This is a genomic window from Streptomyces sp. NRRL F-6492 (assembly GCF_001280125.1).
In the GTDB taxonomy this organism is placed as follows: domain Bacteria; phylum Actinomycetota; class Actinomycetes; order Streptomycetales; family Streptomycetaceae; genus Streptomyces.
Map to the genome: position 1 here is coordinate 1 of NZ_LGEG01000265.1, position 14276 is coordinate 14276.

Annotated in this window: 11 protein-coding genes; 6 read left to right on the forward strand and 5 right to left on the reverse strand. The window is 74.5% G+C overall.

Features of this window, described 5'->3' with window-relative positions:
* Positions 1–104: 104 nt before the first annotated feature.
* Together hrpB and ADL08_RS30980 are read right to left on the reverse strand one after the other, a co-directional pair.
* Positions 105–2696 carry an ATP-dependent helicase HrpB gene (gene hrpB / locus ADL08_RS30975; RefSeq protein WP_053648861.1) on the reverse strand — a complete coding sequence of 864 codons (2592 nt, stop codon included), beginning with the start codon at positions 2694–2696 and terminating at the stop codon, positions 105–107.
* Between the two features lie 182 nt (positions 2697–2878).
* Entirely contained in the window at positions 2879–3766 is an 888-nt protein-coding gene (locus tag ADL08_RS30980; RefSeq protein ID WP_053648863.1) for a class I SAM-dependent methyltransferase, read from the reverse strand.
* 347 nt (positions 3767–4113) lie between these two features.
* Between ADL08_RS30980 and rpsA the strand changes: the two genes are divergently transcribed.
* Positions 4114–5622 (forward strand): 30S ribosomal protein S1, encoded by a 1509-nt coding sequence (gene rpsA, locus ADL08_RS30985; RefSeq protein ID WP_053648865.1) that lies wholly within the window; start codon positions 4114–4116, stop codon positions 5620–5622.
* Positions 5623–5767: 145 nt separating this feature from the next.
* Here the strand turns inward: rpsA and ADL08_RS30990 are convergent, their stop codons facing one another.
* Positions 5768–6715: a right-handed parallel beta-helix repeat-containing protein gene (locus ADL08_RS30990; RefSeq protein ID WP_053648867.1), complete on the reverse strand. Its 948-nt coding sequence runs from the start codon at positions 6713–6715 to the stop codon at positions 5768–5770.
* A gap of 220 nt (positions 6716–6935) precedes the next feature.
* On the opposite strand from ADL08_RS30990, the gene ADL08_RS30995 reads away from it, so the two are divergent.
* The 3 genes from ADL08_RS30995 to ADL08_RS31005 all read left to right on the forward strand — a co-directional run bounded on the left by ADL08_RS30995 (position 6936) and on the right by ADL08_RS31005 (position 8954).
* Positions 6936–7874: a PAC2 family protein gene (locus ADL08_RS30995; protein ID WP_053648869.1), complete on the forward strand. Its 939-nt coding sequence runs from the start codon at positions 6936–6938 to the stop codon at positions 7872–7874.
* 31 nt (positions 7875–7905) lie between these two features.
* Positions 7906–8511 (forward strand): dephospho-CoA kinase, encoded by a 606-nt coding sequence (coaE, locus tag ADL08_RS31000; protein WP_053648871.1) that lies wholly within the window; start codon positions 7906–7908, stop codon positions 8509–8511.
* Positions 8512–8585: 74 nt separating this feature from the next.
* Positions 8586–8954, forward strand: a complete 369-nt coding sequence (locus ADL08_RS31005; RefSeq protein WP_053648873.1) for a tetratricopeptide repeat protein — start codon at positions 8586–8588, stop codon at positions 8952–8954.
* 82 nt (positions 8955–9036) lie between these two features.
* On the opposite strand, the gene ADL08_RS31010 is transcribed toward ADL08_RS31005, so the two are convergent.
* Both ADL08_RS31010 and ADL08_RS31015 read right to left on the reverse strand, forming a co-directional pair.
* The gene (locus ADL08_RS31010) at positions 9037–9306 is read right to left on the reverse strand and encodes a DUF6343 family protein (RefSeq protein WP_053648902.1); all 270 of its coding nucleotides are present in this window, start codon (positions 9304–9306) and stop codon (positions 9037–9039) included.
* A gap of 112 nt (positions 9307–9418) precedes the next feature.
* Positions 9419–9754, reverse strand: a complete 336-nt coding sequence (locus ADL08_RS31015; protein WP_053648876.1) for a hypothetical protein — start codon at positions 9752–9754, stop codon at positions 9419–9421.
* 293 nt (positions 9755–10047) lie between these two features.
* On the opposite strand from ADL08_RS31015, the gene ADL08_RS31020 reads away from it, so the two are divergent.
* Both ADL08_RS31020 and ADL08_RS31025 read left to right on the forward strand, forming a co-directional pair.
* Positions 10048–12927 (forward strand): DEAD/DEAH box helicase, encoded by a 2880-nt coding sequence (locus tag ADL08_RS31020; protein WP_053648878.1) that lies wholly within the window; start codon positions 10048–10050, stop codon positions 12925–12927.
* Entirely contained in the window at positions 12924–14192 is a 1269-nt protein-coding gene (locus ADL08_RS31025; RefSeq protein ID WP_053648880.1) for an SWIM zinc finger family protein, read from the forward strand. The genes ADL08_RS31020 and ADL08_RS31025 overlap by 4 nt, the downstream gene beginning before the upstream one ends.
* The last annotated feature ends 84 nt before the right edge of the window (positions 14193–14276 follow it).

The following is a 14276-nucleotide window of genomic DNA, read 5'->3' on the forward strand; positions in this document are numbered from 1 at the left end:
GGCCCCCTCCCGCCCCACTGGACCCGTCCTTCCCCACGGGGCCCCTCCCGCCTCACTGGACCCGCTCCGCCCCTACTACGGAGCCACCCGGCGCGCCCCCGGGGTCACCGCTCCCCCCTGAGCCGCGCGCTGGTGTGCCGGGTCGCCACCGCCGCGGACGGGTCCTCCGGCCACGGATGCTTCGGGTACCGCCCCCTCAGCTCCGCCCGCACCGCGCGGTAACCGTCCCGCCAGAACGACGCCAGGTCCGCGGTCACCGCCGCCGGCCGCCCGGCGGGGGAGAGGAGGTGGACGAGCACCGGCACCCCCGCCACCCGGGGCGTCTCGGCCAGGCCGAACATCTCCTGGAGCTTCACCGCGAGCACCGGCCGGTCGCCCCCGTACTCCACCCGTATCCGCGATCCGCTCGGCACCTCGATCCGCTCCGGCGCCAGCTCGTCCAGCCGGCCCGCCTCGCCCGACGCCCACGGCAGCAGCCGCCGCAGGGCCTCACCGGCGCCGATCCGCCCCAGATCGGCGCGGCGCCCGGCCCGGGACAGCTCCGGCTCCAGCCACTCCCCGGCCCGGTCGACCAGCCCCTCCTCCGACACGTCCGGCCACGGCCCGCCCACCTCCCGGTGGAGGAACGCCAGCCGCTCGCGCAGCTCCCCGGCCTCCCGGCTCCACCGCAACAGCCCGAGCCCCTCCCGCCGCAGACCGTCGAGCAGCGCCTCCCGGACCAGAGCGCGATCGGCCCCGGCGCCCAGGGGCCGGACCGTCAGCTCGACCGCGCCCAGCCGGTCCACGGAGCGCGCGACCACGTCCCCGTCCTCCCAGCGGACCTCCTCGCCGGTGGACCGCAGATGCCCGGCCGCCCGCCGCGCCGCGACCTCGTCCACCACCACCGCGAGCCGCACCCGCGCCGTGGCGTCCCGCGCCGTACGGTCCGCCACCGCCACGGCCAGCCACGGCGCGGACCGCAGCCCGGAGCCCTCGGCGAGCCGCGCCCCGCTCCCCGACACCATCAGATAGCCACCCTGCTCCCGGGCCCTGGCCACCCGCTCCGGGAAGGCGAGCGCCGTCACCAGACCGGCCACGGCGTCCTCACCTTCCCCACCCACCGCCGCGGCACCGTCACGCGCCCCGGCCTTCGCCCCGTCGACCCCGACCCCGGAGCCCCCGGCCATCGCCTCGCCGGCCGCCCGTTCCAGGCGGCGCGCCTCCGCCTTCCACCGCGCGCCGTACCCGTCCGCGCCCCGGCGGGCCGCCCGCCAGGCCGCCGCCAGGTCGTCCCCGTAGTCGCGCGGCGGCTCCTCGCCGAGCAGCGCGACCACCTCGGCGGCCCGCCGGACCCCGACCTCCGGCGCACCGTCCAGCAGGGCGCGGCCCAGCCGGGGGTGGAGCCCGAGCCGGGACATCCGCACCCCCCGCTCCGTGGCCCGGCCCGCCGCGTCCACGGCCCCGATCGACCCGAGGACCGAACGGGCCGCCTCCATCGCCCCGGCCGGCGGCGGGTCGAGCAGCGCGAGCCCCCCGGCCGTCGGGTCGCCCCAGCAGGCGGCCCGCAGCGCGAAGTCCGCCAGGTCCGCGATCCTGATCTCGGGCGACGGGAACCGCGCCCGGCCGCCGTCCTCCGCCTCCGCCCAGCAGCGGTAGACCACGCCCGGCGCCTCGCGTCCCGAGCGCCCGGCCCGCTGCGTCGCCGCGGCCGTCGACACCGGCACCGTCGCCAGCGACCCGAGCCCCCGGGCGTGGTCCGTCCGGGGCTCCCGAGCGAGCCCCGAATCGACCACGACCCGCACCCCCGGAACCGTCAGGCTCGACTCCGCCACCGACGTCGAGAGCACCACCCGGCGCCGCCCGTCCGCCCCGGCGCCCCGCAGCACTGCGTCCTGCACCGCCGCCGGAGCCCGTCCGTGCAACTGGAGCACCTCGGCGTCCACGTCCGCGAGCAGCCCCGCCGTCCGCGCGATCTCCCCCGTGCCCGGCAGGAAGCAGAGGACGTCGCCCTCGTGCCACTCCAGGGCGAGCCGGACCGTCGCCGCCACATGGCGCAGCAGCGCCGGATCCACCCAGGTGCCGTGCGCGGGCCTGATCCCGGCGGGCGGCGCGGCGAACCGGACCGCGTACCCGTGCCCCTGCCCCTCGCTCCGCACGATCGGTGCGGGTCCGCTGCCGTCGAGCACCGTGAGCAGCTGCGACCACGCCTCGGCGTCGCTCGTCGCCGAGGCCGCGATCAGCTTCAACTCCGGCCGCAGGGTCGCCCGTACGTCCACCAGGAAGGCCATGGCCGTGTCGGCGTCCAGGTGCCGCTCGTGGCACTCGTCGAGCAGGACCACGTCGACCCCCGCGAGCTCCGGGTCGCGCTGGAGCCGTTGCAGCAGGATGCCCGTGGTCACCACCTCGACCCGGGTCGCGGGACCGGTCCGCCGCTCGCCCCGCACCGAGAAGCCGACCGCGCCGCCGACCTCCTCGCCCAGCAGCCACGCCATCCGCCGGGCAGCCGCCCGCACCGCCATCCGGCGCGGCTCGGCCACCAGCACCCGGCGCGTCGGCCCGTCCCCCATGAGCCCCGCGAGGGCCAGGGGCACCAGCGTCGTCTTGCCGGTGCCGGGAGGAGCGGACAGCACCGCCGTGCCGCGCTCCGCGAGTGCGGAGAGCAGCTCGGGGACGGCGTGGCGGACGGGGAGGCGGTCGAGCGCTTCGTTTCGGATCACGCACTCAGTCTCGTACGCGGAAGAAAAAGGCGGACCCCGTTGTCCACAGGGCCCACCTATAAGTACGACTAAGTGCGACTAAGTACGACTGACGAGACCGCCGGTGGAGCGAAGCCGCTGACGAAGCCGACGCCTTCGCCCTCCTGCTCGGCTACTTCGTACTCGACTACTCCGCTACTCCGCTACTCCGCGACTCGGCTACTCCGCGACTCGGCTACTCGGCTACTCGGCTGTTCCGCCCGCTCGCACACGAAGATCGCCGTCCCCGGGATCAGGTTCCCCCGCAGCGGGGACCAGCCGCCCCACTCCTGGCTGTTCCAGGCGGGCCACTCCGGCTCGACCAGGTCCACCAGCCGGAACCCGCCGGCCACCACGTCCCGCACCCGGTCCCCGAGCGTCCGGTGGTGCTCCACGTACACCGCCCGCCCCTCCTCGTCCTGCTCGACGTACGGCGTGCGGTCGAAGTACGAGGCCGCGACCGAGAGGCCCTCGGGCCCCGGCTCGTCGGGGAAGGCCCAGCGGATCGGGTGCGTCACCGAGAACACCCAGCGCCCGCCCGGCCGCAGCACCCGGCGCACCTCCCGGAACACCCGCACCGGATCGGCGACGAACGGCACCGCCCCGTACGCCGAGCAGGCCAGGTCGAAGGAGCCGTCCCGGAACGGCAGCGCCCCCGCGTCCGCCTCCACCAGCGGCACCTCGCCGCCGATCCGCAGCGCGTGCTGGAGCTGCCGGTGCGAGAGGTCGAGCGCCACCGGCCGCGCGCCCCGCTCCGCCAGCCACCGCGAGCACTGCGCGGCGCCCGCGCCGATCTCCAGGACGTCGAGCCCCTTCAGCGAGGCGGCCGGACCGAGGAGCCCGACCTCGGCCTCGTCGAGCCCCTCGGGGCCCCACACGAACCGGTCGTCGCCCAGGAAGGAGCCGTGCTCGCTCTGGTACTCGTCGGCGTTCCGGTCCCACCATCCGCGGCTCGCCCGGCTGCTCTCCGCGTCCCCCGCGTCACGCCGGGTCGCCTCCGCCCCGTCGGCCCCGCCTTCGACCGCGTCTTCCTGTCCGTACTCTTGGTTCATCTCGTCCGCCGATGTAGTTTGCGCGTCAGTACCGCCGTGCGGCGGGCCACGCCGACACGGCGTGGAAGGACATGAGTGGTGCCGGAGTTGAGCGGATCTGCCCCGGGTGCGCGCTTCGCGCATTGACCCTGTCCGGCTGCTTCCGTATGCTAAAGGTTGCGCTGCGGGTCTGCGTGCCTCAGACGGAGCAGGCCGCGCTCGTACCTGGTATATGTCCCCTCGGTTTTCGAGGCTCCTCCCGTCCGCGGGCAGGGGGCTTCATTGGCTGTCCGGCTTCTTGGTGCGATACGGGCTCTCGGCGTAGCAGTACCTACGACTTTCTGTCCGTAACCGGAGCCCTTTCCCACATGACGAGCAGCACCGAGACCACCGCCACCACCCCGCAGGTTGCGGTCAACGACATCGGTAACGAGGAAGCCTTCCTCGCCGCGATCGACGAGACGATCAAGTACTTCAACGACGGCGACATCGTCGACGGCGTCATCGTGAAGGTCGACCGGGACGAGGTCCTGCTCGACATCGGTTACAAGACCGAAGGCGTCATCCCGAGCCGCGAGCTCTCGATCAAGCACGACGTCGACCCGAACGAGGTCGTCAAGGTCGGCGACGAGATCGAGGCCCTTGTTCTCCAGAAGGAGGACAAGGAAGGCCGCCTGATCCTCTCGAAGAAGCGTGCCCAGTACGAGCGCGCCTGGGGCACCATCGAGAAGATCAAGGAAGAGGACGGCATCGTCACCGGCACCGTCATCGAGGTCGTCAAGGGTGGTCTCATCCTCGACATCGGCCTCCGTGGCTTCCTGCCGGCCTCCCTCGTCGAGATGCGTCGCGTCCGCGACCTCCAGCCCTACGTGGGCAAGGAGCTCGAGGCCAAGATCATCGAGCTGGACAAGAACCGCAACAACGTGGTCCTGTCCCGCCGCGCCTGGCTGGAGCAGACCCAGTCCGAGGTCCGCCAGACCTTCCTCACGACCCTCCAGAAGGGTCAGGTCCGCTCCGGCGTCGTGTCCTCGATCGTCAACTTCGGTGCCTTCGTGGACCTGGGTGGCGTCGACGGCCTCGTGCACGTCTCCGAGCTGTCCTGGAAGCACATCGACCACCCCTCCGAGGTCGTCGAGGTCGGCCAGGAGGTCACCGTCGAGGTCCTCGACGTGGACATGGACCGCGAGCGCGTCTCCCTGTCGCTGAAGGCGACGCAGGAGGACCCGTGGCAGCAGTTCGCCCGGACCCACCAGATCGGTCAGGTCGTCCCGGGTAAGGTCACCAAGCTGGTTCCGTTCGGTGCGTTCGTCCGCGTGGACGAGGGCATCGAGGGTCTGGTCCACATCTCCGAGCTGGCCGAGCGCCACGTGGAGATCCCGGAGCAGGTCGTCCAGGTCAACGACGAGATCTTCGTCAAGGTCATCGACATCGACCTCGAGCGCCGCCGCATCAGCCTCTCGCTGAAGCAGGCCAACGAGTCCTTCGGTGCCGACCCGGCGTCGGTCGAGTTCGACCCGACCCTGTACGGCATGGCCGCGTCCTACGACGACCAGGGCAACTACATCTACCCCGAGGGCTTCGACCCCGAGACCAACGACTGGCTCGAGGGCTTCGAGACCCAGCGCGAGGCCTGGGAGACCCAGTACGCCGAGGCGCAGTCTCGTTTCGAGCAGCACCAGGCCCAGGTCATCAAGTCCCGCGAGGCCGACGAGGCCGCCGCTGCCGAGGGCGCTGCCGCCCCGGCCGCCGGTGGCAACGCCGGTGCGGGCATCTCGGGTGGTTCGTACTCCTCGGAGTCGGACGACAACTCCGGCGCCCTGGCGTCGGACGAGGCGCTCGCCGCCCTGCGCGAGAAGCTGGCCGGCGGCCAGAGCTGAACAGGCTCTCCGCTGAGCGCTAGCCGCTAGCGAAACCGAGGCCCGTTCCCCTCCGGGGGAGCGGGCCTCGGTCGTTTCCCTTCCGGCCTCCACAGAGGGTCTCCGCGGAGGATCTCCGCGGAGGGTCTCCGCGGGGAGCCCCTCCTCAGGGCGTGACGGCGATGTTCGTCAGGCCGTTCCCGCCGGTCACCGTGTTCGAGGCGTACACCGTGGTCCGGCACGAGCCGCTCTGGTTGGTGACGTTGATCGCGAGCCGCTGCGGGCCGGTCGCGCCCGTCAGGTTCGCGCGGTTGCCGCGGAAGACCGTCCCGCAGCCCCAGCCGCTCTGCTGGCTGTGGGTCTCGAAGCCGTTGTTCGTCGTGTTCACCCCGGTGTTGTCCTCCACGAGGACGTCGTTGCCCTTCACGTCGACCCAGGAGTCGTCGTAGTTGGCGCCGGTCAGCCCGCGCCCGTCGAAGGTGTTGCCGACGATCCTCGTCCCGGTCGTGCCCTCCTTGACGTCGACGCCCTCGCCGCCGACGTCCGGCCCGATCACGTTGTCCAGGATCTGCGCGCCGTCGCTCTTGTCGCCGAGGTTGTTGGCGGTGCCGACGTACACCCCCTCGCCCATGCCCCGCCCGTCGTTCCCGGTGTCGTAGATCCGCGAGTTCCTGAGGACGCCGTTCTTGCTGGAGTTGCGGAAGTGCACGCCCTCCATGTCCAGACCGTGCACGGTCACCCCGTCGATCACCACGTGGTGCGCGGAGTCGGCCATGATCCCCTTCTGGCCGCCGGTCACCGTGACCCCCTCCACCGTCCAGTACGAGGCGCCGTTGAGGTGCAGCCCGTAGCCGCCGCCGGCGGTCAGCACCGCGCGCGAGGAGCCGGTCAGGGTGATCCGGGCGGACGCGGTGCCCGGCGCGGTCGCCTTGAAGTTCCCGGTGTACGTGCCGTCCGCGAGGTGGATCGTGTCGCCGGGCCGCGCTGCGGTGAGCGCCGACTTCAGCTGGGCGGCGGTCGTGACCTCGATGGTCGCCGCGGAAGCCGGAGAGGTCGTGAGGGGGACGGCGAGGAGCGCCGGGAGGAGGGGGAGGAGCAGCGTTCGAGTGCGCATGGATGCCTTCCGGAGCAGGAATGGGGGTGTTCCTGTATGTGCACGGGGGTCGAGAACCTGAACGCGACGCTGTCCGCAGACGGTAGGGAGCCGCCCTGACCGTGTCAAGGTCTGGACCAGTGGCCGGAGTTGGGTCGTTCCCGCCGAAAGATCGCGCGTCCGGGGAATGGCGGCGGTGCCCGGCGCGTTTCCAGAGAGAACACGAGGAGGAGCGGTAATCGTGCTTGATCCGCAGGATTTGTACGAATGGGACCCGAAGGGCGTGGCCGTCGTCGACATGGCTCTGGCACAGGAGTCGGCCGGCCTCGTCATGCTGTACCACTTCGACGGCTACATCGACGCGGGCGAGACCGGCGAGCAGATCGTCGAGCGGGTGCTCGACACCCTTCCGCACCAGCTGGTGGCCCGCTTCGACCACGACCGGCTCGTGGACTACCGCGCCCGCCGCCCGCTGCTGACCTTCCGGCGCGACCGGTGGACCGCGTACGAGACGCCGTCCATCGAGGTCCGCCTCGTGCAGGACGCCACCGGCGCCCCCTTCCTCGTCCTCTCCGGCCCGGAGCCGGACGTGGAGTGGGAGCGGTTCGCCGCCGCCGTCCGGCAGATCGTCGAGCGCCTCGGCGTGCGCCTCGCCGTCAACTTCCACGGCATCCCCATGGGCGTGCCGCACACCCGCCCGGTCGGGCTCACCCCGCACGGCAGCCGCACCGACCTCATGCCCGGCCACCGCAGCCCCTTCGACGAGGCCCAGGTGCCCGGCAGCGCCGAGTCCCTCGTCGAGTACCGGCTCACGGAGGCCGGCCACGACACCCTCGGCGTCGCCGCCCACGTCCCGCACTACGTGGCCCGCTCGGCGTACCCGGACGCGGCGCTGACCGCGCTCGAGGCCGTCACGGCCGCCACGGGCCTCGTCCTCCCGGGCGTCGCCCACTCCCTGCGGACGGAGGCCCGCCGCACCCAGACCGAGATCGACCGCCAGATCGGCGAGGGCGACGAGGAGCTGGTGGCGCTCGTGCAGGGCCTTGAGCACCAGTACGACGCGGTGGCCGGGGCCGAGACCCGCGGCAACCTCGTCGCGGAGCCCGCCGACCTGCCGTCGGCGGACGAGCTGGGCCGCGAGTTCGAGCGCTTCCTCGCCGAGCGGGAGGGCGACGCGTAGCCCCGCCGGGGCAGGCCCTAAGCTGCCGCTCATGCTGAAGGTGGGCCTGACCGGCGGGATCGGCGCCGGCAAGAGCGAAGTGTCACGGCTGTTCGTCTCGTACGGGGCCGTCCTCGTCGACGCGGACCGGATCGCCCGCGAGGTCGTGGAGCCCGGCACGCCGGGGCTCGCGGCCGTCGTGGAGGCCTTCGGCGAGGGCGTCCTCACCCCGGAGGGGGCGCTCGACCGGCCGAAGCTCGGCTCCATCGTGTTCTCCGACGCCGACCGCCTGGCCACCCTCAACGCCATCGTCCACCCCCTGGTCGGAGCCCGGTCGGCGGAGCTGGAGAGCCGGGCGGGGGCCGGGGACGTCGTCGTCCACGACGTCCCCCTGCTCACCGAGAACGGGCTCGCGCCGCTCTACGACCTGGTCGTGGTCGTGGACGCGTCCCCGGAGACCCGGCTCGACCGGCTCGTACGGCTCCGGGGCATGGACGAGTCCGAGGCCCGGGCCCGGATGGCGGCCCAGGCCACGCGCGCGGGGCGGCTGGCCGTCGCGGACCTCGTGATCGACAACGACGGACCGCTCGACGAGCTGGAGCCGCAGGTGCGGAAGGTCTGGGAGGAACTGGCCCGGCGGGCCGAGGCCTCCGCCTGAGGCCCCGGGGGGGCGGATGGAATGCGGCCCCCGGGTCCGGTGTTCAACCACCGAACGAGGGGAAGGATGCCATCGTGGCCGACAGCAATCCGGAAACGCACGTCATCGACTTCCGTGCCGCGGAGCACCTGCTGGCCGCGCGGGACCCCCGGGGCGCCGTGAAGCTGCTGGACTCGGTGATCGCCGCCCACCCCGAGAACACGGCCGCGCGCCTCCTGCGCGCGCGGGCCTTCTTCGCCGCCGCCCAGCTGAGGCCCGCGCAGCTGGAATTCGAACTGGTCCTGGAGCGCGAGCCGGACAACGCGTTCGCCCACTTCGCCCTCGCCCGCACCTTCGAGCGCTCCGGCCAGACCGACCGGGCCACCCGGCACTTCCGCCTCGCCGCCGCGCTCGACCCCAAGCCGGAGTACCTGGAAGCGGCGGGCTTCGACTCGCAGAACTGAGACGTACGGGACCGAGGCGTACGGGGTCGTGGGATACGGGGTCGTGGGATACGGGACCGAGGCGTACGGGGGCGGGCGGCGCTCAGCGCTTTCCGCCGCCGCGGTCGGGGTCGTACGGAGGGACGTCCCGGCCCGGCTGCCAGTGCGGTCCCTGCCGCATGCGGCGCACCACGAGGGCCAGGTCGACCAGGACCACCAGGAACAGCACCCCGCATGCCGCCGCCCAGCCGGGCCGGCCCGCCAGGGCGAACGCGACCGTGCCGAAGGCCGCCCACAGCAGCCCCCACACACTCAGCCAGAACCGCATCCGCAAGGGACTGCGCGCGGTCACCGGCTCGCTCCCGGTCCGCATGACGGCCACGTCTTCCGTGAGAGGTTCCCCGGACACTTCCAGGATGGACCCGTGACCCTCCCCGGGCGAACCCTAAGAGGGGAGCCGGGCCCGGCCCCCGCGCCCCGGTGTCCTAGTGGATGACGCTGTAGCTGCGCCAGGGCAGGGTGTCCGGGACGATGTGCTCCCCGGTGTTGGCCGGCAGATAGGTGGAATCCTTGCCCCGGCAGTCGCGGGTCGGGTAGAGCACGATGTCCACCAGGGTGTTGTTCTCGACCCTGGTCGCGCCGGACGGTGCCAGGCGGTGGCAGCCCTTCACCGAGGGGCTCGTCACCATCACCCCCACCTCGCGCTCCGTCTCGTACTCGATCGTGCCCACGGCGGTGCGGCCGAGGCCCGAGCAGCCGGCGACGGCGAGAGTGAGCAGCACGGCCCCGGTGGCGGTCGTGAGACGCCGGCGAACGGACATGGCGGTTCCTCTTCTGTCGGGCGAAGACGGCGGACGGCGGCGGACGGCGGTGGGCCGCGCTGGGCGGCGCCCCCGGGGCCCGACCCCGGTCCAGGCCCACCCTCCCGCCCGCCGCTCCCCGTGTCATCCGCTGCTGGGCCGCCCGGGGGAACCCCCGGCGACCACGGCCGGACCCGCGGTCGGACCCGTCGCCGGACCCGGTTGTCAGACCCCGCCCGTAAGGTCGTAGATCCACGTCGGAGTTCGTCCGAGCACCGACGCGCGGCGGACGGCCGGGGGAGGAGAGCGGAGCCGTGACACACACCTGGACCACCGGCGCGGCCGTCTTCCTGCCCGCCGCCCTTCCCCGCGAGGGCCGGGTCGCCTTCTGGGCCCCCGACGGCGGCGCGCTGCCGGACCCGGGGACGGTGGCCGGCGCGGAGCGCGTCGAGCTGACCGTCGCCCGGCGGCACGGCGGCGGCGCCCGGAGCCGCGAGGTCCCCGCCGTCACCCTCCCGATCGAGGCCGCCCTGCCCCACCTCGTCGCGGCCCGCCACCACCCGGCCGCCCACCCCGCCACCGCCGGCTGGGGCGCCGCCGCCCTGCACGCCCTGCACCTGGCCGCCCGGGGACGGATCCTGCCGGGACTCACCGCCGACGACCTGGACGCCTGGCGGGCCGGGCCCCTGGACGCCGACGACATCGCCCACCTGCGGGCCGTCGCCGCGGCCCTGCCGGCCGAGGCCCACGCCGTGCCCGTCCCCGGCCGCGGACCGCTGCGGCTGCCCGAGCCCGAAGCCCTCGTCCGCGCCTTCCTCGACGCCGTCGCCGACACCCTGCCCCGCACCCCGGCAGCCGTCCACGCGGCCGGGGCGCCGTTCGCGGCCCGCGCCCCGCAGCACCTGCCCCGCGCGCGTGCCTGGGCCGCCGAGGCGGCGGCCGGGATGGACGCCGGGGTCCGCGTCTCGCTCCGCCTCGACCTGTCGGCGTACGAACTCTTCGACCTCGGCGCCCCCGGCGAGACGGACGGCGAGGAGCACGGAGGGAAGAGCGGCCGCGACGGCGGCGAGCGCCACGCGGCCGCCGCGCTCCTCCAGGTCCACAGCCTCGCCGACCCCACCCTCGTCATCGACGCCACCGCCCTGTGGACGGGGGAGGGCGAGCACTTCGGCCCCCGCGCCCGGATCGACGCCGTCCTCGCCCTGCGCCGCGCCGCCCGGGTCTGGCCCCCGCTGGCCCGGCTCCTGGAGCGGGACGTGCCCGACGTCCTCGCCGTCACCGAGGACGAGCTGTACGAGCTGCTCGGCCCCGCCGCCGCCCGGCTCGCCGACGCCGGGGTCGCCGTCCACTGGCCGCGCGAGCTGGCCCGCTCGCTCAGCGCCTCCGCCGTCGTCCGCCCGGCGCTCGCCGCACCCGGCTCCGCGACCGACGGCACCTCCTTCTTCGACAGCGAGGAACTGCTGCGGTTCGACTGGCAGCTGGCCCTCGACGGCGATCCGCTCACCGAGCGCGAGATGGACCTCCTGGCCGAGGCCCACCGGCCCGTCGTGCGCCTGCGCGACCAGTGGGTCGTCGTCGACCCCGACCTGGTCCGCAAGGCCCGCAAGCGGGAGCTCGGCCTGCTCGAACCGGTCGACGCCCTCGGCGTCGCCCTCACCGGCACCGCCGAGGTGGACGGAGAGACCGTCCCCGCCGTCCCCGTCGGGGCGCTCGCCGCCCTCCGCGACCGGCTCCTGGCGGGACCCGAGGAGGTGCAGGCCCCACCCGGCCTCACCGCCACCCTGCGCGACTACCAGCTCCGCGGCCTCGCCTGGCTGGACCTGATGACCTCGCTCGGCCTCGGCGGCTGCCTCGCCGACGACATGGGCCTCGGCAAGACCGTCACCCTCATCGCCCTCCACCTGCGCCGCGCCCGCCGCGCCCCGACCCTCGTCGTCTGCCCGGCGTCCCTGCTCGGCAACTGGCAGCGGGAGGTGCGGAAGTTCGCCCCCGACGTGTCCGTGCGGCGCTTCCACGGTGCCGACCGGGACCTGGACGGCGCCGGGGGCGGCTTCGTCCTCACCACCTACGGCACCCTGCGCACCAGCGCCGCCCGGCTGGCCGCGCACGAGTGGGGGATGGTCGTCGCCGACGAGGCGCAGCACGTCAAGAACCCGTTCTCCGCGACCGCGAGGGCGCTGCGCGAGATCCCCGCGCCCGCCAGGGTCGCCCTGACCGGCACCCCCGTGGAGAACAACCTCTCCGAGCTGTGGGCCCTCCTCGACTGGACCACCCCCGGCCTCCTCGGACCGCTCAAGGCCTTCCGCTCCCGGCACGCGCGGGCCGTGGAGAACCACGAGGAGATCGAGCACGACGAGGCCGTCGAGCGGCTCGCCCGGCTCGTCCGGCCCTTCCTGCTGCGCCGCCGCAAGTCCGACCCCGGCATCGTCCCCGAGCTGCCGCCCAAGACGGAGTCCGACCACCCCGTCCCCCTCACCCGGGAGCAGGCCTCCCTCTACGAGGCGACCGTCCGCGAGACCATGGCGCGGATCGAGGAGTCCGAGGGCATGGCCCGGCGCGGCCTCGTCATGAAGCTGCTGACCTCCCTCAAGCAGATCTGCAACCACCCCGCCCAGTTCCTCAAGGAGGAGGTCCCGCGCGGCCCCGGCACCGCCCGCCTCGCCGGCCGCTCCGGGAAGCTCGCCCTCCTCGACGAGCTCCTCGACACGATCCTCGCCGAGGACGGGTCCGTGCTCGTCTTCACCCAGTACGTGTCGATGGCGCGGCTCCTCGCCGACCACCTGGCCGCGCGCGGCATCCCCGCCCAACTCCTGCACGGCGGCACCCCGGTGGCCGAGCGGGAGCGGATGGTCGACCGCTTCCAGGACGGCGAGGTCCCCGTCTTCCTGCTCTCCCTCAAGGCCGCGGGCACCGGCCTCAACCTCACCCGGGCCGGCCACGTGATCCACTACGACCGCTGGTGGAACCCGGCCGTCGAGGAGCAGGCCACCGACCGTGCCTACCGCATCGGGCAGACCCAGCCGGTGCAGGTCCACCGGCTGATCGCCGAGGGCACGGTCGAGGACCGCATCTCCGAGATGCTCCGCGCCAAGCGGGCCCTGGCCGACGCCGTCCTCGGCTCCGGCGAGGCCGCCCTCACCGAACTCACCGACCGGGAGCTCGCCGACCTGGTGTCCCTCCGGAGGCCCTCGTGAACCGCGCCCGGGCCGCGCGCGCGGCCGCCCCCCGCCACGACGACCGCCGCCGCTCCTTCCCGCAGGTCGCGCCCCGCGAGGCCCCCGACGGGCGGTTCGCCGCCACCTGGTGGGGAAACGCCTGGGTCGACGCCCTGGAAGACACCGCCCTCGACCCGGCCCGCCTCGCCCGCGGCAAGGCCTACGCCCGGCGCGGCCACGTCGACGCGCTCACGGTCACCCCCGGCCGGGTCGTCGCCTACGTCCACGGCAGCCGGCCCCGCCCGTACCGGACCGAGATCCGGATGCGGACCCTCGGCGACGACGGCTGGGAGGAGTTCCTCGACGGGGCCGCCGCGCGCCCCGACCACATCGCCGCCCTCCTCGACAAGGACGTGCCGCACGCCCTGGAGGCGGTCGCCGGGCTGCTGCCCGCGCCCGGCGACCTCGTCCCCGACTGCTCCTGCCCGGACGACGGCTATCCCTGCAAGCACGCCGCCGCCCTCTGCTACCAGGCCGCGCGGCTCCTCGACGAGGACCCGTTCGTCCTCTTCCTGATGCGCGGCCGCGGCGAGCAGGAGCTCCTCGCGGAACTGACCCGGCGCAACGCGGCCCGGTCCGCCGCCGAGACGGACGCCGCCGCGCCCCCGATGCCCACCGTCCCCGCCCGTACCGCCCTCGACGCCGCCGGGGCCGGGCTCCCGCCGCTGCCCGCCCCGCTGCCGCTCCCCGACCGGCCCGGCCGCCCGGCCGTCTTCCCGCCCGATCCCGCCGCCCCCGACCCGCTCGCGCTCGACCTCCTCGCCACCGAGGCCGCCGCCCGCGCCCACGCCCTCCTCGCCACCGGCCTCGACCCGGTCGCCGCCCTCACCCCCTGGCAGGACGCGGTCCGGCTCGCCGCCGCGCACCCCGGCTCCGGGCTCACCGCCTCCACCCGCGCGCTCTACCGGGGCCTGGCCCACGCCCTCGACCGCACCCCCACGGACCTGGCCCGCGCCGTCGCCGCCTGGCGGCAGGGCGGCGCCGAGGGCCTCGCGGTCCTGGAGGAGGCGTGGGACCCGCCGGCGGGCCCGTTCGACCGGGCCAGACCCGCGCTGCTCGCCGCCGGCCTCCCCGCCTTCCGCCCCTGGCGCAACCGCCTCTCCGCCAGGTCCCTCCAGCTCCGCCTCGGCCGGGACGGCCTCTGGTACGGCTACGAGTCGGACGCCGACCGCGAGGACTGGTGGCCGCGCGGCCACCCCGGCCCCGACCCCGTCGACACGCTCGACGGCCTCCTCGGACGGTGACCCCGCGACCGGCCCGGCGGACGAGCCCCCGGACGGTCCCACACTCGAACAGGCCCCACTCGTTGGGGTGAAACCCTCCGGGGG

Excerpts from the sequence above, each read along its gene's own strand:
- ADL08_RS30980 (WP_053648863.1), bottom strand. The coding sequence starts at position 3,766 with ATGAACCAAGAGTACGGACAGGAAGACGCGGTCGAAGGCGGGGCCGAC.
- rpsA (WP_053648865.1), top strand. The coding sequence starts at position 4,114 with ATGACGAGCAGCACCGAGACCACCGCCACCACCCCGCAGGTTGCGGTC.
- ADL08_RS30990 (WP_053648867.1), bottom strand. The coding sequence starts at position 6,715 with ATGCGCACTCGAACGCTGCTCCTCCCCCTCCTCCCGGCGCTCCTCGCC.
- coaE (WP_053648871.1), top strand. The coding sequence starts at position 7,906 with ATGCTGAAGGTGGGCCTGACCGGCGGGATCGGCGCCGGCAAGAGCGAA.
- ADL08_RS31010 (WP_053648902.1), bottom strand. The coding sequence starts at position 9,306 with ATGCGGACCGGGAGCGAGCCGGTGACCGCGCGCAGTCCCTTGCGGATG.
- ADL08_RS31015 (WP_053648876.1), bottom strand. The coding sequence starts at position 9,754 with ATGTCCGTTCGCCGGCGTCTCACGACCGCCACCGGGGCCGTGCTGCTC.